This window comes from Streptomyces physcomitrii (genome assembly GCF_012273655.1).
GTDB classification, from domain to species: domain Bacteria; phylum Actinomycetota; class Actinomycetes; order Streptomycetales; family Streptomycetaceae; genus Streptomyces; species Streptomyces physcomitrii.
On record NZ_JAAWWP010000004.1, the window covers coordinates 88,276 to 111,512 of the forward strand.

The following is a 23,237-nucleotide window of genomic DNA, read 5'->3' on the forward strand; positions in this document are numbered from 1 at the left end:
GCGCACCGGACACCCCCGTGTGTACCTCCCGAGTTCAACCCGGCCGCGGTCGGTTTCCTGGAGAGAGAAGTAACCGCGGCCCACGCACCGGGAGGCGCATGCATTCAGTTGTCCAGAGATCAAGGCCGGCTGGACCGACGATGGTGCTCTGCCCCTGAGCTACACCGGCATGGAGTGCCGGTGGCAGGATTCGAACCTGCGACCTCCCCATGAGGAGTGGAAGTAGGTCCCGCCTTCGCACCTGGACGAGTAGAACTCTAGAAGGCGAACTGCGCACGGGCGAAGGGTTTTACGACCGGCCATTGACGACGGGAGTCCCGGACCGTACGGCAGGACGCGGCCGCCGCCCGCCGGAGGATCCGGGGGCGGCGGGGTGCCATGCCGGAGCGGCTCAGCCGCGGGGCAGGCGCTTCCAGGGGCCGGTGATGGCGAGCATGATGCCGGGGGTCTGGATGTTGGCGAAGAGGGTGCGCCCGTCCGGCGAGAAGGTCACCCCGGTGAACTCGCTGTACTCGGGTTCGTCCTCGGTGCCGTTGTTGAGCTGGTTGCGGGCGAGCGGATAGGTGCGCCCGCTCTCGGTGGCGCCGAACAGGTGCTGGACGCCCTCGCCGTCCTCGGCGACGACCAGTCCGCCGTACGGGGACACGGTGATGTTGTCCGGCCCGTCGAAGCGCTCCTCGCCGCCCGGGGCCCCGTGCTCCGCTCCCCGGACCGGGTCCGCGCCGAGCAGCACCTTCAGGGTGAGGGTGCGGCGGCCCGGGTGGTAGAACCAGACCTGCCCGTCGTGGCGGCGGGGGCTCTCCTCACGGGCGTAGGAGGAGACCAGGTGGACACCGCCGTCGCCCCACCACATGCCTTCGAGCTTGCGGGCGCGGGTCACCTCGCCCGCCCCGAACTGCTTGCGCACCGAGACCTCGCGGGCGTCGCGGTCGGGGACGTCGATCCAGTCCACTCCGTAGACGGTGCCGATCCGGGTGGCCCGGGACAGATCGTCGACGAAGCGACCGCCCGAGTCGAAGCACTTGAAGGCCTGGAGCACGCCCGCCTCGTCCGCGAGCCGGGCCAGCATGCCGCGGCCGTGCCGGAAGCCGCCCGGCGGACTCCAGCGGTAGAGCAGCCCGTTGGGGTTGTCGGCGTCCTCGGTGAGATAGAAGTGCCCGCGGCGGCCGTCGACGACCACGGCCTCGTGGGCGTAGCGGCCGAGCGCCTTGAGCGGCTCGGGGCCGCGGTTGGCCCGGCCGTCCTCGGGGTCGACCTCGAAGACGTAGCCGTGGTCCTTGGTCATGCCGTTCTGGCCGGCCCGGTCCTCGGTCTCCTCGCAGGTGAGCCAGGTGCCCCAAGGGGTGCTGCCGCCCGCGCAGTTGGTGGAGGTGCCCGCGATGCCGACCCACTCGGCCGTCTCCCCGTGCGGCCGCACCTCCAGTACGGTGCAGCCGCCCGCGGCGGCGGGATCGTAGACCAGGCCCTCGGTGAGCGGGACGGGGTGCGGCCAGTCGGCGCGCGGGCCCTTCAGCTCGTGGTTGGTGACCAGCAGGGTGGCGCCCCGGCGGCCCGCGAAGGCGGCGGTGCCGTCCTGGTTCGAGGGCGTGAACTCGCCGCTCTCCAGGCGGGTCTGCCCCGCCCTGGCCAGCACCTGGTACGAGAACCCGGCCGGGAGCGCGAGCAGCCCCTCGGGGTCGTCGAGCAGCGGGCCGTAGCCGACGCCGTGGTGGCCGGGTCCGCCGTGGCCGTACCCGCCGTGCTCCTCGCCGGTTCCGGAGACCTCGGTGTCCTGCGCGGCGAGGGCGCCCGGCGCGGTGGCGAGGACGCCGACGGCACCGGTGAGCGCGACTCCGGCACCGGCCCGCGCCGAACGCCGGCCGAAGTCCCTGCGGGTGAGCGGCATGCATACTCCCTGTGACCTGGGGCCTGTGACCTGCGGCTGACGGCCGCAACGGCAACCGGCGATCAGCAACCGACGACCGGTGCCTCGCGGGCGGCCGGGCTTCGGCCGGCTTCGGCCCCAGGCTGGCGCCCGCACATGGACGGGAGCTGAACGGCGGCGGAAGGGAGTGGATCGGCCGGCCGGACTCCGGGCACACGCCGAAGGACCGAGGGCCGCGGCGCTCCCCACCCGTACCCGCGAGACGAGCCGTCCGGCCCGCCGCAGATCCCCTGCCGGCAGGGCACCACGAAGGCCGCCGCAGCCCCTTCCGGGCGCGCCGCGACGACCGGCCTCAGATCCCCTTCTGCGAGCGCGCCTTGAAGGCGGCCTTGCGGGCCTCCTTGGCGACCCTCTTGTCGGGGTGCAGACGCCCCATGGCCTCCAGGACCTTCGCCGTGTCCGGGTGGTCGACCCGCCAGACGGTGTCGAAGAAGCCGCTGTGCTGCTGGGCCAGGCCCTCCACCAGGGAGCGCAGTTCGGGGGAGTTCCCCTCGGCGTCGAGCTGCGCGGCCAGGGTGTCCACGGTCAGCCAGAAGATCATCGACTCGGAGGGCGGCGGCACGTCCGCGGCTCCGTGCTCGGCGAGCCAGACACGGGCCAGGCCGCCCAGCTCGGGGTCGCCCAGCACCTCGCGCAGCGCTGGTTCGGCCGAGTCGTCGACCAGCGAGAGCGCCTGCTGGCAGCGCAGCCGTCGCAGCGGTGCGCCCTCGTCGCCCCCGCGCGCCGCCGCGAGCAGCTCACGCGCCGCACCGAGGGTCTCGCGCCGCCCGAGCCACTGCTCGATCTCGCTCTGCGCGGCGGCCTGCGGATACCCGGAGGTGCCCGTGAGGAGGGCGTCCGCGCCCTTGTCCGCGAGGTCACCGACGAGCGGCGCGGCGATCCCGGCCTCGGCGAGGCGGGTCCGCATCCCGTACAGCCCGAGCGGGGTCAGCCGGACCATGCCGTACCGGGAGATGTCGGACTCGTCGACCTGGGCGGGGAGTTCCTCGCCGTCGTCCTCCGCCAGGAGCGCCTCGTCGACCGGCTGGAACTCCACCAGGCCGATGGGCTCGATCAGCTGGAACTGCTCGTCCAGGCGGACCATCGCCTCGGAGACCTCTTCGAGGATCTCGTCGCTGGGCTGCTCCATGCCCTCGGGCACCAGCATCGAGGCGGCGAGCACGGGCAGCGGTACGGCGCTCTCCTCGGCGGGCCCCTCCTCGCCGACGGTCATCAGATAGAGGTTGCCGAGCACCCCGTCCAGGAAGTCGGCCTCCGACTCCGGGTCCCAGTCCAGGCTGCCCAGGTCGAGGGTGCCGTCCTCGCCGACCGAGCCCGCGAGGTCCTCCAGGGCGGGCACCGAGGCGTCGGCGAGGGTGGCCTCCAGGGCGGTCAGCCAGAGGTGCAGTACGTCGTCGGGGGAGCCGGAGGCGAGGCTCGCGAGGGCGTCCCCGGCGGTGACGGTGCCCTCCTCCTCGTCGGCGATCTCCACCAGTCCGCAGTCCAGCGCGATGCGCCAGGCCTCGGCGGCGTGCACGGGGCCGTCGCCGTCCGGGTCCGCAGCCGCGCTGAAGCCCAACTCCTCGGCCGCCGCGGGAAGTTGCTCGTCGATGAGCTCGCCGCCCGCTCCCACCCGGGTGGTCCCGTCCGCCCACCGCGCCAGCCGCGCCGCGCGGGAGAGCAGCGGGGTCGCGAGCGCGTCCCGGGCGAGTTCCGCTGCGGGGCGCAGCCGCACCGGCGGCAGGGGGGAGCTATCTGGCATCGGACGGTTCTCCTCCGGATGACGTGTCGACAGATCAGCCTAGACGCCCGCGACGGCCTTTTCTCCCAGGCCGCCCGCTTCACGGGAGCTTCGATCGCCGTACATCCGGGAAACCTTGACAACTGGTGTACATGCGCACGAGATTGACGCGCGTAGAAATCGAACGCCGGTCACGGTCACGCCTGTGGCCACGGACGCGGCCACGGCCGCGGGCCCCGGACAGAGCCCGCTCCCCGGCCGTCCCGCGTCCCGTCCATCCGCCCTCCCGTCCCGTATTCGTCTCCGTCCGTATTAGTCGTTCATCTCCGTCCCGATCTCCGTCCCCGGAGGGATTCCCGTGCCCAGCAAGACCTCGTGGCGCCTCGCCGCACTCACCGTCGCCGCCGTCAGCACCGCCGCGGGCGCCGTGGCGCTCTCCTCGCCCGCCTCGGCCGACGAGGTGCGCGTCCACGACATCCAGGGCGCCACCCGGCTCTCCCCGCTCGCGGGCAAGCAGGTCACCGAGGTGCCGGGCATCGTCACCGGCGTCCGCGCCTACGGCTCCTCGAAGGGCTTCTGGTTCCAGGATCCGCGGGCCGACCGCGACCCGGCCACCAGCGAGGGCATCTTCGTCTTCACCGGCTCCGCGCCGAAGGTCGCCACCGGCGACGCGGTACGGGTCAGCGGCACCGTCACCGAGTACGTGCCCGGCGGCGCCGAGAGCGGCAACCAGTCGCTCACCCAGATCAGCAAGCCCACCGTGACTGTGGACTCCTCCGGCAACCCGCTGCCGAAGGCCGCCGTGCTCGACGCGCGCAGCCTGCCCGACCGCTACGCGCCCCGGGGCGAGGACTCCGCCGAGGGCTCGGTCAACGACCTGCCGCTGCGCCCGGACCGCTACGCCCTGGACCGCTACGAGTCCCTGGAGGGCATGAACGTCCGCATCGGCACCTCCCGGGTGGTCACCGCCACCGACGCCTACGCCGAGCTGTGGGTCACCGTGAAGCCGCACGAGCGCCCCACGGCCCGCGGCGGCGCCCTCTACAACGGCTACGCGGCGCAGAACACCGGCCGCCTCCAGATCCAGTCCCTGGTCCCGGCCGCCGAGCAGCCCTTCCCCACCGCGAACGTCGGCGACAGCCTGCGGGGACGCACCGAAGGCCCCCTGGACTACAGCCAGTTCGGCGGCTACACGCTCACCGCCCGCACCCTCGGCACCGTCCAGGACAAGGGCCTGGAGCGCGAGCGCACCCGCCCGCAGAAGGACCGCGAGCTGGCGGTGGCCACGTACAACGTCGAGAACCTCGACCCGGCCGACCCCCAGGAGAAGTTCGACCGGCTCGCGGAGGGCGTGGTCGAGCACCTGGCCTCGCCGGACATCGTGACCCTGGAGGAGATCCAGGACAACAGCGGCGCGAAGGACGACGGCACGGTCTCCGCCGAGGAGACCGTACGGAAGTTCACCGCGGCCATCGAGGCCAAGGGCGGCCCGCGCTACGAGTGGCGCGGCATCGACCCCGCCGACAAGGCGGACGGCGGCGAGCCCGGCGGCAACATCCGCCAGGTCTTCCTCTTCAACCCCGGGCGGGTCTCCTTCACCGACCGCCCCGGCGGCACCGCGACCTCCGCGACCGAGGTGGTCCGCGAGCACGGGAAGGCCGCGCTCAGCGCCTCCCCCGGCCGTGTCAGCCCCTCCGCGGAGGCCTGGAAGGACAGCCGCAAGCCGCTGGCCGGGGAGTTCGTCTTCCGCGGCCGTACCGTCTTCGTGCTCGCCAACCACTTCTCCTCCAAGGGCGGCGACCAGGCGCTGCACTCGCAGTTCCAGCCGCCGGCCCGCGTCTCGGAGAAGCAGCGCCACCAGCAGGCGGACGAGGTCAACTCCTTCGTGAAGGAACTCCTCGCCGTCCAGAAGGACGCCCGGGTGATCGCCCTCGGCGACATCAACGACTTCGAGTTCTCCGGTACGACCGCGCACCTGGAGGACGGCCGCGCCCTCTACTCCGCGATCAAGTCCCTGCCCCGGAACGAGCGTTACAGCTACGACTACCAGGGCAACAGCCAGGTCCTCGACCAGATCCTGGTCAGCCCGAAGATCCGCAAGGACGGCTTCGGCTACGACAGCGTGCACATCAACGCCGAGTTCGCGGACCAGAACAGCGACCACGACCCGCAGGTGCTGCGGTTCCGGCCGTGAGTTCGGGGCCCGCTCCCCTTGGGGGCGGGCCCGCTTCCGCACTTCCCCGGCAAGGCGGCGGTCCCCGGCCGGGGAGCGCGGCGGGGCGGCGGTACGCGGCCAGGAGCGCGGCGGCACCGCCCTCAGCCGAAGAGCTGGGAGAACCAGTTCCGCCAGGCGAGTTCGGTGCCCTTGGCGTCCGCGCCCGGCGCGAAGTCGTGCACGGTGAGCCCGGCCGGGCCGCCCGGGTGGTCACTGCCGCAGAAGCGGTACAGGGCCTCGTCGGTGCGCAGCCCGAGGAAGTACGGATCGCGGAAGTCGACCAGGGCGTCCAGCTCCTGCCCCTCCGGCCCGGTCGCCCGCACCCGCGCGCCCTGGGCCGCGTCCTCCGGAAGCCCGAGCGCCCGCACCATCCGGGCCAGGGTGCCCGGGGCGGGGGCGGCCGGGTCGACGGGGGTTCGCGCGGCACGCCGGGGCGCCGGCAGGGCCGTGAAGGTGGCGGGTCGCCCGGGGAAGTGGACCAGGTACTCGCGCAGGGTGTGCAGGGCGAAGTCGGTACGCCTGGCCAGGGATTCCAGCTGTTCGTCAGGAGTGCCGGCGGTGATGCCGGGGGTGCCGATGAGCACGTTCCGCCGGGGCGGCGCCACGGCGAGCCGGCCGGTGTGGACGTACCACACGCAGGAGCGGCGGCCTCCGTCCCGCGCCTCTATGCAGTGGTCCAGCCTGCCGGGGGGCGGCACCGGCGGGGTGCGGGGATCCGGGGGCCGGGGGTCCCGGGAGCCGGAGTCCTCGGACCGGGAATCCCGGGAGCCCGAATCCCCGGACCGGGAATCCCAGGATCCCGGATCCCCGGATCCCGACGCCCAGGATCCCGAGTCCCAGGGTCCCAATCCCCCGGTGGTGCAGGTGAGTTGCCGGGGTGGATCCCAGGTCACCACCGTTCCGCCGCAGGGCGCGGCACCGCCCGCCCGGGGCTCGTACGCAAAGGGCCGCAGCCAGCCCGCGCCGCCCTCGGTGAGCGCGGCCCAGACCTGTTCCGGGGTGGCGTCCACGGCGAAGGAGCGGCGTATCTCGAATCTCCGGTGCTCGGGCTCGGACATGGCATCTGCTCCTCCGCATTCGGCGCCCCGACCACGGTGACGCCGCCCCCTGGGTCCATCCGTCCCCTCTACCCTCTTCTCGCCCGGGTGAGCAGGACCGCCGGAGGGAAGAGGAGCCCGTCTACTACCCTTTAGCACTGCTCCGGAGGCTTGGGTAGAAGAATTAAGTGGAGCTTCACGCAGGGGCGGCCGAGACTCCCCGTATGACCTCCCCGATCGCCTCCGGCCCGACTTCCCCCAGGGCCTCTCTCGCACCCGCCACGGCCCCGGCCGTCCGCACCACCGCCCCCTTCGGCCGCGCCCTCTGCGCGATGGTCACGCCCTTCACACCGGACGGCGCCCTCGACCTCCCCGGAGCACAGCGGCTCGCGCGCCACCTCCTCGACGAGGGCTGCGAGGGACTCGTCCTCTCCGGCACCACCGGCGAGTCGCCGACCACCACGGACGAGGAGAAGACCCGGCTGGTACGTGCGGTGAGCGAGGCGGTCGAAGGCAGGGCGCCGGTCCTCGCGGGCGTCGGGAGCGCGGACACCCGGCACACCGTGCGCCTCGCCCAGGAGGCCGAACAGGCGGGCGCGGACGGCCTGTTGGTGGTGTCCCCGTACTACAGCCGCCCGCCGCAGGAGGCCGTCGAGGCGCACTTCCGCCAGGTCGCGGACGCCACCGGTCTCCCCCTGATGCTGTACGACATCCCCGGCCGCACCGGCACCCGCATCGCGCCGGAGACCCTGCTCCGCCTCGCCGGACACCCCCGGATCAGGGCGGTGAAGGACTGCGCCTACGACCTCCTCGGCTCCCAACTCGTGATGGCCGAGACCGAGCTGGCCTACTACACCGGCTGCGAGGAGTTCGTACTCCCGCTGTACGCGGTGGGCGGCGCGGGCTACGTCTCCACGGTCGCCAACGCCGCCCCGCGCCGACTCCGCGCCGTCCTCGACGCCTTCGACCACGGCGACACCACGACCGCGGCCGCGGCCCAGCGCGCCGTCCTCCCCCTGATCAGCCTGATGATGGCGGGCGGCCTGCCGGGCACCGTCACGGCTAAGGCCCTCCTCGACGCGCTGGGGCTGCCCGGGGGCCCACCCCGCGCACCCCTGCTCCCCGCGGACCCCGCGGTCACGGCCGAACTGCTCCGCGCCTACGAGAAGTTGACACCCGCCGACACACCCACACACGAGCCCGCCCCGAACCCCACCCCGGAGCCCACAGCCTGACGCTCCTCCGCTCCCGAGACGGCCCACTCCCCTACCCGAAGGGCAGGCCCCCGGCCTGAGAGGGCAGGCTCCCAGCCTGGGGGCTCTCTCCGCGCCGCCCTCCACCCTCCTCACACTCCGGGCTCGCCCGCCCCTTCCCCGACCACCGACCCGGTAACCGGGGCTGCCTCCTCCCCCACTCCCAGAGCCACCCGCACCGCAGCGACAAACCGCTCCGTCCCCGCGAACCGCTCGCGCAAGGCCCGGGAACGAGCAGCGGGGTCGGACTCCGAGGCACTGAGCCCCGAGGCACTGGGCTCCGAGAAACTGAGCGCTGACACGCCCCGGTCACCCTCGCCCTCCGCACCGGCCCCGACGCCACCGCCTCCCCCGACGGCCTCCCCGACGATCCGTCCATGCGTACGGAACTCCGCGGCGATCCCCTGGACCACCGCCCGCCCCGCCCGTACCACCGCCTCCGGCGCGGTCAACTGCACCCGCACATACGCCTCGTCCAGCGCCCGCCGCGCCGCGAACCCGTCCTGCCACGGCAACGGCTCCCGGAACGGCCGCGCCGCCCAACCCTCGTCCAGCACCCGGTAGGCGGCATCCGCCTGCGCGAGAAACCGCTCACAGGCCGCCGCACACACCTCCCGGCGCCCCGACTCCCGCTGCTCGGCCCGCTCTTCCCGGGCAAGCGCGGCCTGGTACCGCAACTGCCGGGCCGTGCTCCGCGCGGCGACCAGCGCGGCGAGCCCCGCCGCGGCAAGCGTGGACAAGGAGGTGATCAGGGCAACGGCGACGGTGTCGTTCACGGGGTCATTGTCGCGGGGCTTGCCTCCCTCACCCTCCCCAGACTTCCGCAGGGCAGAGTGGGGGCATGCCCCCGTACCAGACGATGCCGTTCCACCTGAGGACCGAGCGGCTGCTCCTGCGCCCATGGGGCGAATCGGACGCCGCCGAACTCCGCGCCCTGCACTCCGAACGCGGCAAGGGAACACCCACGGTCGAGCACACCCGATCCCTCATCGCGAAGCAGCTCACCGCGACGGCCACCACGGGCATCGCCCTCCTGCCCCTCCAGCGCCGCGAGGAAGGCGACTTCATCGGCTACTGCGGACTGACCATCGGCCGCTCCACCCTGGAGGAACCCGAGATCGCGTACGAGCTGTTCCGGCGCGCACACGGCCGCGGCTACGCCACCGAGGCGGCCGAAGCGGTCCTCGACGCCGCGAGAGCGACCGGCCGCAGACGCCTGTGGGCAACCGTCGGCACCTGGAACACCCCCTCGTTCCGCGTCCTCGAAAAACTCGGCTTCGGGCGGGATCACCTCTCCACGGAGGACAGCGGCGAAGTGGCCTGGCTGACACGCTCGTTGCCGTGAAGGCACGGAAGCGCCCTCCCAAGGCCACCATCGGGGCCATGGAAGGGCACTCGCCGATTACGGGCACGCACAACTGCCCGCAGCCCGGCATCAATTCAGGGCGAGGATCGCTCGGCCGGCCGCAAGTCCCAGCCGCTCCCGCTCAGTTGTGAGGAGACACCCTCTGCGGCTGGGGCGGTCGGCGCTTACGCCTGGAGGCTCAGACAGGTCACTCTTCCTCTTCCTCTGCATCCAAAGACTGAAGGACATTCATCGGAACATCAATCATGTCCACAAGATCTTCTTTGTCTTGCTGAACTAGCCAGATAAGGAAGCTTCGATCGACAATGTTCAGTCGCTTGAGCGATTGGTCGTAGTCAAGTACTAGAGGTTTTACCCCCTGCTGCACCTGGAGACTCGCCACTCCCTTCAGCGCCTGGGTCACGTTCCCGGCATTGAGCGACGAACCCCGCGGGTGGACTCGCGAAAGCGCCCGACGAATATGGCGGTACTGCAGCCCGTCTTCCAGTGCCTCAGTAGAGGCCCCAATAAGCGGAACAAGCAGCCAGCGATACATCTCTAGATCAGTCTGCCCGAAGCCAGCGGCAAAGTTGGTCAGGAAGTCACTGAACCTCGCTGACTGCTTATCAACGACTTCTTTGATGATTCCGTTTGCGGACTCACCTACAGCCACCGATCGCGTCGGCCTTTGCGTTTCGTGAACGCCATTCTTAATGCAGGCCTGCAAGCAGGATTCCTGAACGACGTAAATGCTGTCGTAACAGCTATTCAGCAAGACATTACGAAAAGCGGCGTCAAACGTAATGCCAAGCTTCTCCTCGCCGAGATCTATGGCCGCTTCCAACTCCGGGCGAAGCCACTTATCGGCATTGATCGTGGTGATTCGGCCGCTCAGGTCGCCGTTAAATTGCACCAGGCGATTCTCCTGCAACCAAACACCAACAATGATGAAGGTAAAATTGGAGCTCTCGTGGAACGCCTTTAGGGCAACCGCAAAGTCCTTCTGAGTCTCCTCAGGCAGATAATGAAAGTCTTCAAGGACGATCCACTTCTCGAATCCGATTTCCTTCAACGCCCAGATCACATCATTGACATCGAAGGGGTCTAGCTCAAGTGGAGCCGTAGTCACCTCGGTCGTGTTCTCACGACCGCCCTCCCCGCCGAGCTGACCTTCAACACCTTTGCCGAACAGCTTTGCTGAAAGCTTGGCGCTGGCCTGGATTTTGTAATGCCCACTAGCCGCTCGAGTCTCCGTTTGAACGACCGTGTAACCGGCCTGCTTGAGGATGGTCGAATTTAGCTGCCCAAGGTTCCACCTGTTCGAACAAGTGGCGACAATGTATTCGTCATCCTTCAAGTGGTACTTACGAACGGAAGTCTTGCCTTGTTTAGAACTCCCATAGATGACCAGATGCTGGTCCCGAGTCAACGCGGCAACCAACTCATCATCTACAGCAGGCCTCGTGACATAGTTCAACGGAAGATCGCGCGTGATCCCGAATACGTCATTGGCCCGAAAGACTTCCTTGCTCACTTTCCCCCCTGAGACGCAGAACGTTAAGGCGGTCCAACCACTTTAACCGCCGCACGCATCATACGCAGGAGCGCCACAACAGCAGTGGCGTATCCATCACACTCCTTCAGCTCCCGATCAGAGCTAGTCGAGGTCGCCCACCGGCAGGCCGCCGCCGGGACAAGGGAACGAGCGCCCTCCCGGGCCGTCCTGGGGCCGTGGAAGGGCGCTCGTTGGTGACCGACGCTGACAACTGGCGACAGCTAAGCCGCAGTTCAGAGTGTTGATCGAAGAGACGGCCGCAAGTCCCAGCCGCCCCCGCTCAGTTATGGCTGTGCAGCACCTCATTCAGCCCGCCCCACACCGCGTTGTTCGGGCGGCCCTCGACCGTGCCGGTTTCGGAGTTGCGGCGGAAGAGGATGTTCGAGGCGCCGGAGAGTTCGCGGGCCTTGACGATCTGGCCGTCGGGGAGGGTGATGCGGGTGCCCGCGGTGACGTACAGGCCCGCCTCGACCACGCACTCGTCGCCGAGGGCGATGCCGACCCCGGCCTCGGCGCCGATCAGGCACCGCTCGCCGATGCTGATCCGGACGTTGCCGCCGCCGGAGAGGGTGCCCATGGTGGAGGCGCCGCCGCCGATGTCCGAGCCGTCGCCGACGACGACACCGGCGGAGATGCGGCCCTCGACCATGGAGGTGCCGAGGGTTCCGGCGTTGAAGTTGACGAAGCCCTCGTGCATCACGGTGGTGCCCTCGGCGAGGTGGGCGCCGAGCCGTACCCGGTCCGCGTCGGCGATGCGGACACCCTTGGGGGCCACGTAGTCCGTCATACGCGGGAACTTGTCGACCGAGGTGACCTGGAGGTGCAGGCCCTCGGCGCGGGCGTTCAGGCGGACCTTCTCCAGGTCGTCCACGGCGACCGGGCCGAGCGAGGTCCAGGCGACGTTGGCGAGCAGGCCGAAGATCCCGTCGAGGCTCTGGACGTGCGGGCGCACCAGGCGGTGGCTCAGCAGGTGCAGGCGGAGATAGACGTCGTGGGTGTCGAGCGGCTTCTCGTCGAGGGAGGCGATGACCGTGCGTACGGCGACGGTCTCGACACCGCGGCGGGCGTCGGTCCCGATCGCCTTCGCGGCCCCCTCGCCGAGCAGTTCCACGGCACGTTCGGCGCTCAGTTTCTCGGTACCCGCCGGGCCGGGCGCCTCGCTCAGCTCGGGCGCGGGGAACCAGGTGTCGAGGACGGTGCCGTCGGCGGTGAGGGTGGCGAGGCCGGCGGCGACGGCACCGGTGGTACGAGGGGCAGTGGTGTCGGTCATGGGGACAGTTTAGGTGCCGCGCCCGGTGCCCCGGAGGGCCGGGCGGCCCGGAGCGGCGCGGCGGCGCAGCGGCAGAGGCGCAGCTCAGCGGTGTCGGTGCCCGGTGCTGGTGTCGGCGCCCGGCGCTACGGCATCCCCCGGGTCGCGCCCCTCAGCCATGCGCCCCGCCCGTCAGGTTGACCACCACGACCCCCGCGATGATCAGCGCGATGCCCAGCGCCTTGGCCGCCGTCATCGACTCGCCCAGGAACAGCGCGCCGATGGCCGCGATGGCCGCGGTCCCGGTGCCCGCCCAGATCGCGTAGGCGGTGCCCACGCTCAGTGACTTGAGGGTCTGGGCGAGGAGGGCGAAGGCGATCAGATAGCCGAGTGCGGTGACCAGCGAGGGCCAGAGCCTGCTGAAGCCCTCGCTGTACTTCATCGCCGTGGTCGCTCCGACCTCGGCGGCTATCGCTCCCGCGAGCAGCACGTATCCCATGAGGCGAGGGTACGACCGGGGCGAGGGTACGACCCGGGGGCCCGGCCGGCCCGCCCGTCGACGGCGGTGTTCAGACCGGCTCCCCGGTGCGGCTGCCGTCCGCCTCGCCGAGATAGGTGCCCAGCGGCTGGAGGGCGGCCCAGAGCTGCTCGAAGTAGGCGGCGAAGTAGGTCATGAACATGGGGTCCTCGACGCTGAAGCCGTTCAGCCGCTGCCGCGGTCCCCCGGAGAAGGCCAGGAAGACCACGCTGTCGTCGATCAGGGCCATGTTCAGACCGTCCGCCGCCGGGGTCCAACGCAGCACATTGGCCTCGTAGTTGAGGATGTCCTTGCTGTCCTCGTGGTGCTGGCGGGCCCAGGAGAACATGTCCCGATCGGGGAGCCCGTCGCGTTCGGGGATCCCGATGATGCGCCGGACGCTGCGTTCGTCGTCGCTCTCCTCGCCGGCCCAGTCCAGAATGGTCCGGAAGTAGTCGGCGGACGCCCGGGTGGTGTACTGCGTCGGCGGGTAGCGGCGCGTGTAGGTGACCCGGATCTCCGAGCGGGCCTGGCGGACACGCGCGGAGGCCGCCTCGTAGAACTCGCGGTTGTCCCGGTACCAGTGAGCGGACAGCAGGGCGTCCCCCGGGGTCTCGGGCCCGCCGAGGAGCGGGAGTTGGGGGATCGGCGCGCGCGGGCCCTTGGTGGCCTCCTCGATCTGCCTGCCCGCCCGCAGCCAGCGGTCCTGCCATCTCGACGGTTCCCCGTCGCAGGCCTCCACCAGGGAGGCCGTGTGCTCCCAGTTCGGGAAGCGGCGGCCGTTGAGAATCGCCGAGACGGTGCTGCGGCCGCACCCCATCTTCCGGGCCAGCGCCTCCTCGGTCGGCTTCTTGAGGGTCCGCCGCCGGAGCTCGCGCAACTCGGCTGCGAAGGCGAGCTGAGGCTCCGGCGCCTGGGAGGAGCTCCGCTGGTCAGACATGGGTCCACCCCCGTGAACGACACAGAAAGATGCTGACGGTCCGTCATTGTCCGTCAGTGCTGCAGAACTTCGCCAGCGGTCGGGAGTGTCCGGCTTCGCCCGGGGAGTTCCCCGCGCGTCTTCCAGCCATTGTCGCAGTTGAGGACCGGCTCCAGACTCGAAGCAGCGGCCGTCGGGGGCCGCCCCGGCGAGAGAAGGGAGCAACCTGCCATGTGAGCTGCCGAACCACCGCGCCACCGGCCCGCGTTGCCGGGCCCTGCGGCAAGAGCCGGGGCCGCCCCCTGGTGCTTCTGGGCGGAAGCAGGGAGCGGCCCTCTGACCACACACAAGGAGAACCTCGTGCTCGTCGACTTCAGAATAGACCTGCCGTGTATGAGCGTGGCCTTCGTGGCCACGCTGGTACTGGGCATCGTGCTGGTGATGTCCCCCTCGGTCCAGGCGGCCGTGCTGCAGGAGGGCGGCTGGCTGCTCCCGGCGGCCGCCTGCCTGCTGACCGCCGCCCGGCCCCGCGAGACGGTCCGGCGATGACCTCCCGCGATCCGGTGGCGTTCTGCCCGCAGGACGCGGGACGCCACCGCCGGCCCGTCTCCCGCGGGCGGGTGCGGACATGACTGAGCCCCCGGCTGACCGGGGGCTCAGTGCCGTACGAGGCGGTCGCGCGCGGCAGGGTGCGTGAACTGCCGTGCGGGACTTGCGGGTTGAGGGATCAGACGTTGAACCCCAGCGCCCGCAGCTGCTCGCGGCCGTCGTCGGTGATCTTGTCCGGGCCCCACGGCGGCATCCAGACCCAGTTGATGCGCAGCTCGTTGACGATGCCGTCGGTGGCGGCCTTGGCCTGGTCCTCGATGACGTCGGTGAGCGGGCAGGCCGCGGAGGTGAGCGTCATGTCGATGGTGGCCACGTTGGAGTCGTCGACGTGGATGCCGTAGATCAGACCGAGGTTGACCACGTCAATGCCCAGCTCCGGGTCGACGACGTCGTAGAGCGCCTCGCGGACCTCCTCCTCGGAGGCGGGCTTGGTCAGCGTGTCCTGTGTCGTCTCTTCGCTCATGCGGTCTTCGCCTCCTGGTCGAGAGCCTGGGCCGTCGCGTCTTTCCATGCCATCCAGCTGAGCAGCGCGCACTTCACCCGGGCCGGGTACTTGGAGACCCCGGCGAAGGCGACGGCGTCCTCCAGGATCTCCTCCATCGCGTCGTCCGGCTCGATCTGCCCCTTGGACTGCATCAGTTCGAGGAAGACGCCCTGGATCTTCTGTGCCTCGCCGAGGTCCTTGCCGACCAGCAGGTCGTTCAGCACCGAGGCGCTGGCCTGGCTGATCGAGCAGCCCTGGCCCTCGTAGCTGATGTCCTCGATCCGCGAGCCCTCGTACCGTACGCGGAGCGTGATCTCGTCGCCGCACGTCGGGTTGACGTGGTGCACCTCGGCGTCGCCGTCCCGGAGTCCCCGGCCGTGCGGGTGTTTGTAGTGGTCCAGGATGACGTCCTGGTACATCGAATCCAGCTTCACCGGTCAGTCACGTCCTATCCGAAGAAGTTCCGTACGTGCTCCAGCCCCTCGACCAGAGCGTCGACCTCGGCCGGGGAGGAGTACAGATAGAACGACGCCCGCGTGGTCGCGGGAATTCCGTACCGCAGGCAGACGGGGCGCGCGCAGTGGTGGCCGACGCGTACCGCGATGCCCTGCTCGTCGAGTACCTGGCCCACGTCGTGCGGGTGGATGTCGCCGAGCGTGAAGGAGATCGCCGCGCCGCGGTCCTCGGCCGTGGTGGGGCCGATGATCCGCAGGCCGGGTACGGACTGGAGCTGCCGCACCGCGTACTCGGTCAGCGCGTGCTCGTGCTGGGCGATGCGGTCCATGCCCACCGAGCTGAGGTAGTCCACCGCCGCGCCGAGGCCGACGGCCTGCGCGATCGGCGGGGTGCCCGCCTCGAACTTGTGGGGCGCGGGGGCGTAGGTCGAGGAGTGCATCGAGACGGTCTCGATCATCTCGCCGCCGCCGAGGAAGGGCGGCAGGTCCTCCAGGAGTTCCTGGCGGCCCCAGAGCACGCCGATCCCGGTCGGGCCGCACATCTTGTGGCCGGTGAAGGCCACGAAGTCGGCCTGGAGGGCCTGCACGTCGAGCACCATGTGCGGGGCGGCCTGCGAGGCGTCGACGAGGACGAGCGCGCCGACCTCCTGGGCGCGGCGCACGATCGCCTCGACCGGGTTGACGGTGCCGAGGATGTTGGAGACCAGCACGAAGGAGACGATCTTCGTCTTCTCGGTGATGATCTCGTCGAGGTTCGACAGGTCGAGGCGGCCGTCGTCGGTCAGGCCGAACCACTTCAGCTTCGCGCCGGTGCGCTGCGAGAGCAGCTGCCAGGGCACGATGTTGGAGTGGTGCTCCATCTCCGTGATGACCACTTCGGTCTCGTGGTCGACGCGGTAGGGCTCGTCCGCCCAGCCGAGCATGTTGGCGACGAGGTTGAGCGCCTCGGAGGCGTTCTTGGTGAAGATGACCTCGTTGCGGCTGGGCGCGTTGATGAACTCGGCGACCTTGTCCCGGGCGCCCTCGTAGAGCGCCGTGGCCTCCTCGGCGAGTACGTGCACACCGCGGTGGACGTTGGCGTTGTGCTGCTCGTAGTACTCGGAGAGGGTGTCGATCACCTGGCGCGGCGTCTGGGAGGTCGCCGCGTTGTCCAGGTAGACCAGCTTCTTACCGTCGTGGAGCTCGCGCTCCAGGATCGGGAAGTCCTTGCGGATCGCCTCGGTGTCGAGGAGCCCGGTAAGCCCCTGGCGGGCAGTGGTCACGCGGACGCGCCTCCCTTCACGTATGCCTCGTAGCCCTCGTTCTCCAGCTTGTCGGCCAGCTCGGCGCCGCCGGACTCGGCGATGCGTCCGCCCGCGAAGACGTGGACGTGGTCGGGCTTGATGTAGCGCAGGATGCGCGTGTAGTGGGTGATCAGCAGGGTGCCGACCTCGCCGCTCTCGCGGACCCGGTTGACGCCCTCGGAGACGACGCGCAGGGCGTCGACGTCGAGGCCGGAGTCGGTCTCGTCGAGGACCGCGATCTTCGGCTTGAGCAGTTCCAGCTGGAGGATCTCGTGGCGCTTCTTCTCGCCGCCGGAGAAGCCCTCGTTGACGTTGCGCTCGGCGAAGGAGGGGTCCATGTTGAGGCGCTCCATGGCCTCCTTGACCTCCTTGACCCAGGTACGCAGCTTGGGGGCCTCGCCGCGGACGGCGGTGGCGGAGGTGCGCAGGAAGTTGGAGACGGAGACGCCGGGCACCTCGACCGGGTACTGCATGGCCAGGAAGAGGCCGGCCCGGGCGCGCTCGTCGACGGTCATCTCCAGGACGTCCTCGCCGTCGAGGGTGACGGTGCCGCTGGTGACCGTGTACTTGGGGTGACCCGCGAGCGAGTAGGCGAGGGTCGACTTGCCGGAGCCGTTGGGGCCCATGATGGCGTGCGTCTCGCCCTGCTTCACGGTGAGGTCGACGCCCTTGAGGATCTCCTTCGTGGCGTTGTCGGCCTCGACGGTGACGTGCAGGTCTCGGATTTCAAGCGTTGCCATGGGTGCCTCAGGACTCCTGGGAGAGGGAGACGAGCACGTCGTCCCCTTCGATCTTTACGGGGTATACGGGGACGGGGCGCGTCGCGGGCAGGCCGGAGGGCTTGCCGGTGCGCAGGTCGAAGGCGGAGCCGTGCAGCCAGCACTCGATCTGGCAGTCCTCCACCTCGCCCTCGGACAGCGAGACGTTCGCGTGCGAGCAGATGTCGTTGATCGCGAACACCTCGCCCTGGGTGCGCACGACGGAGATCGGGACGCCGTCGAGTTCGACCCGTTTCGGGGTGTCCTCGTCCAGCTCCTCGATCCCGCAGGCGCGCAGGAAACTCATGCGACCGCCCCCTCCAGCTCTTCCTCGATCTTGGCGAGGAGGCGTTCCTCGACGTCCGGGACCTGGATCTGCTGGACGAGTTCGGCGAAGAAGCCGCGCACCACCAGGCGGCGGGCCTCCTTCTCCGGGATGCCGCGTGCCATCAGGTAGAAGAGCTGCTCGTCGTCGAAGCGGCCGGTGGCCGAGGCGTGGCCGGCGCCGACGATCTCGCCGGTCTCGATCTCCAGGTTCGGCACCGAGTCGACCCGGGCGCCGTCGGTGAGGACGAGGTTGCGGTTCATCTCGTAGGTGTCGGTGCCCTCGGCGGCGGCCTCGATGAGCACGTCGCCGATCCACACCGCGTGGGCGTCCTCGCCCTGGAGCGCGCCCTTGTAGACCACGTTGGACTTGCAGTGCGGGGTGTTGTGGTCGACCAGGAGGCGGTGCTCCTGGTGCTGGCCGCGGTCGGTGAAGTACAGGCCGAACAGCTCGGCCTCGCCGCCGGTGCCCGCGTAGGCGACCCGCGGGTGCAGCCGGACCACGTCGCCGCCGAAGGTGACCACGACCGACTTGAGCGAGGCGTCCCGGCCGATCAGCGCGTTGTGCTGGGCGACGTGCACGGCCTTGTCGTCCCAGTCCTGCACGGAGACCACGGTGAGCTTGGCGCCGTCGCCGACCAGGAACTCCACGTTGGCGGCGAGCACCGCGTCACCGGTGTGGTCGAGGACCACGACGGCCTCGGCGAAGGCGCCGAGCTCCACGATCTGGTGGCCGTAGGCGGTCCCGCCCTCGCCGTGCACGGCGATCCGGATGGGCTCGGTGAGCACCGACTCCTTGGGCACCGAGACGACCGAGGCCTTCTCGAAGGCCGAGTAGGCCTGGGCGGCGATCCGGTCCACCGGGACACCGGCCCTGCCGACGCGCGCGTCCTCGCGGCCGACGGTCTCGACGGTGACGCCCTCGGGGGCGCTGACCTCGACCCGCAGGCCCGAGCCGGTCGCGACGGCGCTGCCGTCGTGCAGCCCGCGCAGGCGCTCCAGCGGGGTGAAGCGCCACTCCTCCTCGCGGCCGTGCGGCACGGGGAAGTCGGCCACGTCGTACGAGGGCGGGGCGCTCATGCGCGTGGCGACGGTCGACTCGGCGGCAACCGCGATCGAGCCGGCGGTGGTGGAGCCCACCGGGGTAATAGGGGCCTCAGCCATGGCGGTCGTTGTGCTCTCTTCCTGCGGTCGGTGTTCTGCGGCTCGGCGCGGTACGGGCGGGCCGGCGGCCGGTGGTGGATGCCACCGGCCACGGTAGGTCCGGGCGGTGCGGGCGCCCGGCAGGCGCCCGCGTGCGGGCGGCGACTAGCCGACCGAACCCTCCATCTGCAGCTCGATCAGCCGGTTGAGCTCCAGGGCGTACTCCATGGGCAGCTCCTTGGCGATCGGCTCGACGAAGCCGCGCACGATCATCGCCATCGCCTCGAACTCGGAGAGGCCGCGGCTCATCAGGTAGAAGAGCTGGTCCTCGGAGACCTTGGAGACGGTCGCCTCGTGGCCCATGGACACGTCGTCCTCGCGGACGTCCACGTACGGGTAGGTGTCGGAGCGCGAGATGGTGTCGACGAGCAGCGCGTCGCACAGCACGTTCGACTTGGCTCCGGGCGCGCCCTCGCCGATCTCGATGAGACCGCGGTAGGAGGTGCGGCCGCCGCCCCGGGCCACCGACTTGGAGACGATGTTCGAGGAGGTGTTCGGGGCCATGTGGACCATCTTGGCGCCGGCGTCCTGGTGCTGGCCCTCGCCCGCGAAGGCGATGGACAGGGTCTCGCCCTTGGCGTGCTCGCCCATCAGGTAGACGGCCGGGTACTTCATGGTGACCTTGGAGCCGATGTTGCCGTCGACCCACTCCATGGTCGCGCCCTCGTAGGCCACGGCGCGCTTGGTGACCAGGTTGTAGACGTTGTTCGACCAGTTCTGGATGGTCGTGTACCGGCAGCGGGCGCCCTTCTTCACGATGATCTCGACCACCGCGGAGTGCAGGGAGTCCGACTTGTAGATCGGGGCGGTGCAGCCCTCGACGTAGTGGACGTAGGCGTCCTCGTCGACGATGATCAGCGTCCGCTCGAACTGGCCCATGTTCTCGGTGTTGATACGGAAGTAGGCCTGCAGCGGGATCTCCACGTGCACGCCCTTCGGCACGTAGATGAAGGAACCGCCGGACCACACGGCCGTGTTCAGCGCGGCGAACTTGTTGTCGCCGGCCGGGATGACCGTGCCGAAGTACTCCTTGAACAGCTCGGGGTGCTCGCGCAGCGCGGTGTCGGTGTCCAGGAAGAGGACGCCCTGCTCCTCCAGGTCCTCGCGGATCTGGTGGTACACGACCTCCGACTCGTACTGCGCGGCGACGCCGGCCACCAGGCGCTGCTTCTCCGCCTCGGGGATGCCGAGCTTGTCGTAGGTGTTCTTGATGTCCTCGGGCAGGTCCTCCCAGGACTCCGCCTGCTTCTCCGTGGAGCGCACGAAGTACTTGATGTTGTCGAAGTCGATGCCCGAGAGGTCCGAGCCCCAGTGCGGCATGGGCTTCTTCTCGAAGAGCTTCAGGCCCTTGAGCCGCAGCTTGGTCATCCACTCGGGCTCGGACTTCTTGTCCGAGATGTCGCGGACCACGGCCTCGCTCAGTCCGCGCTTGGCGGAGGCACCGGCGGCGTCGGAGTCGGCCCAGCCGTACTCGTACTTGCCCAGACCCTCGAGCTCGGGGTGAGCAGTCTCCGTGGGCAGAGTCATGCGGGGTTCCTCCCGGCGGTGCTTGCTGATGGGTGTGCGTGGTTCTGGGGTGGTTCGCCTGGCGGAGCCGGCTCGCCGTGCGGGGCCGCTTCGCCCCGTGGGGCCGGCTCGCCCCGCGGGATGTACGTCGTGCAGACGCCGTCCCCGTGGGCGATGGTCGCCAGCCGCTGGACGTGGGTCCCCAGGAGCTCGGAGAAGAACTGGGTCTCCGCCTCGCACAGCTGGGGGTACTTCTCGGCGACATGGGCGACCGGGCAGTGGTGCTGGCACAGCTGCTCGCCCTGCTGCTGACCGGGTGCGCTACGCGCCGTAGCAGCGTACCCGTCCGCACTGAGCGCCGCGGCCAGTGCCTGGGTGCGCTCCCGCGGATCCGCGGCCTCCACCGCGGCGCGGTAGGCGCCCGCCTGGGCCTCGATCCGCTCGCGGGCGAAACGGGCGACCGCCTCGTCGCCCACGGTACGGGCGATCCAGTCGAGCGCGTCGACGGCGAGCTGGTCGTAGGACTGGTCGAAGGCGTCCCGGCCGCAGTCGGTGAGCGCGAAGACCTTCGCGGGGCGGCCGCGGGTGCGGGCCCCGTAGACCCGCTGCTCACGGGCCTGTACGACGTCCTCGGCGAGCAGTGCGTCCAGGTGCCTGCGCACCGCGGCCTGGGTCAGGCCCAGCCGCTTCGCGAGGTCGGCCACCGTGGAGGGGCCGTGGTCCAGGATGGAGCGCGCGACGCGGTCGCGCGTCGAACGGTCCGCGCGCGAGCCGGTCGCGAGTTCCTCCTGCGGAACCTCGCCAGCCTTTTTCACAACGCCATTGTTGCGTAATTCCTCGGGGCCGGACAAGCCGCCCGGGTCCATGCAGGTGGTGGCCTCGATCACTAAGGGTCACCTAAGTAGACGGACCGGACGCCTGCCCTCCGCCTCCCCGGGGCGCTCCGGGGCCCGGAACCCCGGGGCGGGAGCGCCCCCGCGCGCTGCCTAGACTCTGCGCCATGCACAGTGAGCCCGCGGCCGTCGGCGCCGCGCCCGTGGTCCGGCTGCGCGGCGTGGTGAAGCGGTACGGGGCCAAGACCGCCGTCGACCGCCTCGACCTCACGGCGGGGCCCGGCATCACCGCGGTCCTCGGCCCGAACGGCGCGGGAAAGTCCACCACCGTCGAGATCTGCGAGGGCTACCGCAGGCCGGAGGCGGGCACCGCCGAGGTCCTCGGCCTCGACCCGGTCCGCGAGGCGGCCGCGCTCCGCCCCCGGATAGGCGTCATGCTCCAGTCCGGCGGCGTCTACTCCGGCGCCCGCGCCGAGGAGATGCTGCGCCACCTCGCCAAGCTGCACGCCCACCCGCTCGACGTCTCCGCGCTGATCGAACGCCTCGGCCTCGGCTCCTGCGGCCGCACCCCCTACCGCCGCCTCTCCGGCGGGCAGCAGCAGCGCCTGGCGCTCGCCCTGGCCGTGGTCGGCCGCCCCGAACTGGTCTTCCTGGACGAGCCCACCGCGGGCCTCGACCCGCAGGCCCGCCGCGCCACCTGGGAGCTCCTGCGCGAACTGCGCGCCGACGGGGTCAGCGCCCTGCTCACCACCCACTTCATGGACGAGGCCGAGGAGCTCGCCGACGACGTCGCGATCATCGACGCCGGCCGGGTCATCGCCCAGGGCACGCCCGAGGAGCTGTGCCGCGGCGGCGCCGAGAACACCCTGCGCTTCACCGGGCGCCCCGGGCTCGACCTGCACTCGCTGCTCAAGGCCCTGCCCGCCGACTCGGCCGCCGCCGAGCTGAGCCCCGGCTCCTACCGGGTGAGCGGCAAGGTCGACCCGCAGCTGCTGGCGACCGTGACCTCCTGGTGCGCCCAGCACGGGGTGATGCCGGACCGCCTCTCGGTCGAACGGCACTCCCTGGAGGACGTCTTCCTCGAACTGACCGGCAAGGAGCTGCGCGGATGAGCACCCCGACCGCCCACGGCGAGCGGCGCGAGAGCTACGCCCCGCGCCCCGGCGCCGCCCCGCTCCCCCGCATGATCACGGCGCAGGCCCTCCTGGAGACCAGGATGCTGCTGCGCAACGGCGAGCAGCTGCTGCTCACCGTCGTCATCCCGACCCTGGTGCTCGTCCTCTTCTCCGCCGTGGACATCGTGGACACCGGCGAGGGCGAGGCCGTCGACTTCCTGGCCCCCGGGGTGCTCGCCCTCGCGGTGATGTCCACCGCCTTCACCGGCCAGGCCATCGCCACCGGATTCGAGCGGCGCTACGGGGTACTGAAGCGGCTCGGCACCTCGCCGCTGCCGCGCTGGGCCCTGATGACCGCCAAGACCCTCTCCGTACTGGTGACAGAGCTGCTCCAGGTGGCGCTCCTGACCGTGATCGCCCTGGCCCTCGGCTGGTCCCCGCACGGCAACCCGGCGGCCGTCCTGCTGCTGCTCGTCCTCGGCACCGCCGCCTTCTCCGGGCTCGGTCTGCTGATGGCCGGGACCCTCAAGGCGGAGGCCACGCTCGCGGCGGCCAATCTGGTCTTCCTGCTGCTGCTTGTCGGCGGCGGCGTCCTCGTCCCGCTGGACAAGTTCCCGGACGCGGCCCGCGCCGCCCTGGAACTGCTGCCGATCTCGGCGCTCTCCGGCGGTCTGCGCGCGGTGCTCCAGGACGGGGCCGCGATGCCCTGGCGGGAGCTGGGGATCCTCGCGGTCTGGTCGGTGCTGGGGCTGGGCGCGGCGGGCCGGTTCTTCCGCTGGGAGTGAGCCCGGGGCCTGCGCCTCCGGGCGCGCCCGCGGGCGTACACCGGCCTCGGGCGCGGGCATGCGGGCCTCGGGCGCGGGCGCGCGCTGCCCGCGCCGGGCGGGCGAGAGGCGCGGATACGTCCGCCTCGCCCCCCTCGTGAAGCCGTGC

General features: G+C 70.7%; 22 protein-coding genes. 6 read left to right on the plus strand and 16 right to left on the minus strand.

Features of this window, described 5'->3' with window-relative positions:
* Positions 1-391 precede the first annotated feature (391 nt).
* Positions 392-1,885: an alkaline phosphatase PhoX gene (locus HFV08_RS08235; protein ID WP_168537381.1), complete on the minus strand. Its 1,494-nt coding sequence runs from the start codon at positions 1,883-1,885 to the stop codon at positions 392-394.
* Positions 1,886-2,216: 331 nt separating this feature from the next.
* Positions 2,217-3,665 carry a hypothetical protein gene (locus HFV08_RS08240; protein ID WP_168537383.1) on the minus strand — a complete coding sequence of 483 codons (1,449 nt, stop codon included), beginning with the start codon at positions 3,663-3,665 and terminating at the stop codon, positions 2,217-2,219.
* 337 nt (positions 3,666-4,002) lie between these two features.
* Between HFV08_RS08240 and HFV08_RS08245 the strand changes: the two genes are divergently transcribed.
* A complete protein-coding gene (locus tag HFV08_RS08245) occupies positions 4,003-5,838 on the plus strand; it encodes a DUF8508 domain-containing protein (protein ID WP_168537385.1) in 1,836 nt (611 codons plus the stop codon).
* A 122-nt stretch (positions 5,839-5,960) separates the two neighbouring features.
* Here HFV08_RS08245 and HFV08_RS08250 read toward each other — a convergent pair whose 3' ends face one another.
* Positions 5,961-6,917 (minus strand): SRPBCC family protein, encoded by a 957-nt coding sequence (locus HFV08_RS08250; RefSeq protein WP_168537387.1) that lies wholly within the window; start codon positions 6,915-6,917, stop codon positions 5,961-5,963.
* 203 nt (positions 6,918-7,120) lie between these two features.
* Between HFV08_RS08250 and dapA the strand changes: the two genes are divergently transcribed.
* Complete coding sequence (gene dapA / locus HFV08_RS08255; protein ID WP_210430026.1) at positions 7,121-8,131, plus strand: 4-hydroxy-tetrahydrodipicolinate synthase; 1,011 nt, start codon at positions 7,121-7,123, stop codon at positions 8,129-8,131.
* A gap of 110 nt (positions 8,132-8,241) precedes the next feature.
* Here dapA and HFV08_RS08260 read toward each other — a convergent pair whose 3' ends face one another.
* Complete coding sequence (locus HFV08_RS08260; protein WP_168537391.1) at positions 8,242-8,925, minus strand: hypothetical protein; 684 nt, start codon at positions 8,923-8,925, stop codon at positions 8,242-8,244.
* A gap of 65 nt (positions 8,926-8,990) precedes the next feature.
* Here HFV08_RS08260 and HFV08_RS08265 point away from each other — a divergent pair, with 65 nt between their 5' ends.
* Positions 8,991-9,494, plus strand: coding sequence for a GNAT family N-acetyltransferase (locus tag HFV08_RS08265; protein ID WP_168537393.1), 504 nt, complete (start codon positions 8,991-8,993; stop codon positions 9,492-9,494).
* A 208-nt stretch (positions 9,495-9,702) separates the two neighbouring features.
* Here the strand turns inward: HFV08_RS08265 and HFV08_RS08270 are convergent, their stop codons facing one another.
* From HFV08_RS08270 to HFV08_RS08285, 4 genes are all read right to left on the minus strand, one after another.
* Positions 9,703-11,028 carry a hypothetical protein gene (locus tag HFV08_RS08270; RefSeq protein ID WP_168537395.1) on the minus strand — a complete coding sequence of 442 codons (1,326 nt, stop codon included), beginning with the start codon at positions 11,026-11,028 and terminating at the stop codon, positions 9,703-9,705.
* A 301-nt stretch (positions 11,029-11,329) separates the two neighbouring features.
* Positions 11,330-12,319, minus strand: coding sequence for a 2,3,4,5-tetrahydropyridine-2,6-dicarboxylate N-succinyltransferase (dapD, locus tag HFV08_RS08275; protein ID WP_168537397.1), 990 nt, complete (start codon positions 12,317-12,319; stop codon positions 11,330-11,332).
* 151 nt (positions 12,320-12,470) lie between these two features.
* Entirely contained in the window at positions 12,471-12,797 is a 327-nt protein-coding gene (locus HFV08_RS08280; protein ID WP_168537399.1) for a DMT family transporter, read from the minus strand.
* Between the two features lie 70 nt (positions 12,798-12,867).
* A complete protein-coding gene (locus tag HFV08_RS08285; RefSeq protein WP_168537401.1) occupies positions 12,868-13,755 on the minus strand; it encodes a helix-turn-helix domain-containing protein in 888 nt (295 codons plus the stop codon).
* A 372-nt stretch (positions 13,756-14,127) separates the two neighbouring features.
* Between HFV08_RS08285 and HFV08_RS08290 the strand changes: the two genes are divergently transcribed.
* Entirely contained in the window at positions 14,128-14,283 is a 156-nt protein-coding gene (locus HFV08_RS08290; protein ID WP_168537402.1) for a hypothetical protein, read from the plus strand.
* A 178-nt stretch (positions 14,284-14,461) separates the two neighbouring features.
* Here the strand turns inward: HFV08_RS08290 and HFV08_RS08295 are convergent, their stop codons facing one another.
* The 8 genes from HFV08_RS08295 to HFV08_RS08330 all read right to left on the minus strand — a co-directional run bounded on the left by HFV08_RS08295 (position 14,462) and on the right by HFV08_RS08330 (position 21,171).
* Positions 14,462-14,806 carry a metal-sulfur cluster assembly factor gene (locus HFV08_RS08295; protein ID WP_040254638.1) on the minus strand — a complete coding sequence of 115 codons (345 nt, stop codon included), beginning with the start codon at positions 14,804-14,806 and terminating at the stop codon, positions 14,462-14,464.
* A complete protein-coding gene (gene sufU / locus HFV08_RS08300; protein WP_040254636.1) occupies positions 14,803-15,261 on the minus strand; it encodes a Fe-S cluster assembly sulfur transfer protein SufU in 459 nt (152 codons plus the stop codon). The genes HFV08_RS08295 and sufU overlap by 4 nt, the downstream gene beginning before the upstream one ends.
* Before the next feature lie 14 nt (positions 15,262-15,275).
* On the minus strand, positions 15,276-16,544 hold the full coding sequence (locus tag HFV08_RS08305) for a cysteine desulfurase (RefSeq protein WP_040254634.1): 1,269 nt from the start codon (positions 16,542-16,544) through the stop codon (positions 15,276-15,278).
* Positions 16,541-17,305 (minus strand): Fe-S cluster assembly ATPase SufC, encoded by a 765-nt coding sequence (sufC, locus tag HFV08_RS08310; RefSeq protein ID WP_168537403.1) that lies wholly within the window; start codon positions 17,303-17,305, stop codon positions 16,541-16,543. Before sufC ends, HFV08_RS08305 begins: the two co-directional genes overlap by 4 nt.
* 7 nt (positions 17,306-17,312) lie before the next feature.
* Positions 17,313-17,630: a bifunctional 3-phenylpropionate/cinnamic acid dioxygenase ferredoxin subunit gene (locus HFV08_RS08315; RefSeq protein ID WP_168537404.1), complete on the minus strand. Its 318-nt coding sequence runs from the start codon at positions 17,628-17,630 to the stop codon at positions 17,313-17,315.
* A complete protein-coding gene (gene sufD, locus HFV08_RS08320; protein ID WP_168537405.1) occupies positions 17,627-18,811 on the minus strand; it encodes a Fe-S cluster assembly protein SufD in 1,185 nt (394 codons plus the stop codon). The genes HFV08_RS08315 and sufD overlap by 4 nt, the downstream gene beginning before the upstream one ends.
* Before the next feature lie 144 nt (positions 18,812-18,955).
* On the minus strand, positions 18,956-20,377 hold the full coding sequence (gene sufB, locus HFV08_RS08325) for a Fe-S cluster assembly protein SufB (protein WP_168537407.1): 1,422 nt from the start codon (positions 20,375-20,377) through the stop codon (positions 18,956-18,958).
* Positions 20,374-21,171 carry a helix-turn-helix transcriptional regulator gene (locus tag HFV08_RS08330; RefSeq protein WP_168537408.1) on the minus strand — a complete coding sequence of 266 codons (798 nt, stop codon included), beginning with the start codon at positions 21,169-21,171 and terminating at the stop codon, positions 20,374-20,376. The genes sufB and HFV08_RS08330 overlap by 4 nt, the downstream gene beginning before the upstream one ends.
* A gap of 185 nt (positions 21,172-21,356) precedes the next feature.
* On the opposite strand from HFV08_RS08330, the gene HFV08_RS08335 reads away from it, so the two are divergent.
* Together HFV08_RS08335 and HFV08_RS08340 are read left to right on the plus strand one after the other, a co-directional pair.
* Positions 21,357-22,301 carry an ABC transporter ATP-binding protein gene (locus tag HFV08_RS08335; protein WP_168537409.1) on the plus strand — a complete coding sequence of 315 codons (945 nt, stop codon included), beginning with the start codon at positions 21,357-21,359 and terminating at the stop codon, positions 22,299-22,301.
* Entirely contained in the window at positions 22,298-23,089 is a 792-nt protein-coding gene (locus HFV08_RS08340; protein ID WP_168537411.1) for an ABC transporter permease, read from the plus strand. Before HFV08_RS08335 ends, HFV08_RS08340 begins: the two co-directional genes overlap by 4 nt.
* Positions 23,090-23,237 lie beyond the last annotated feature (148 nt).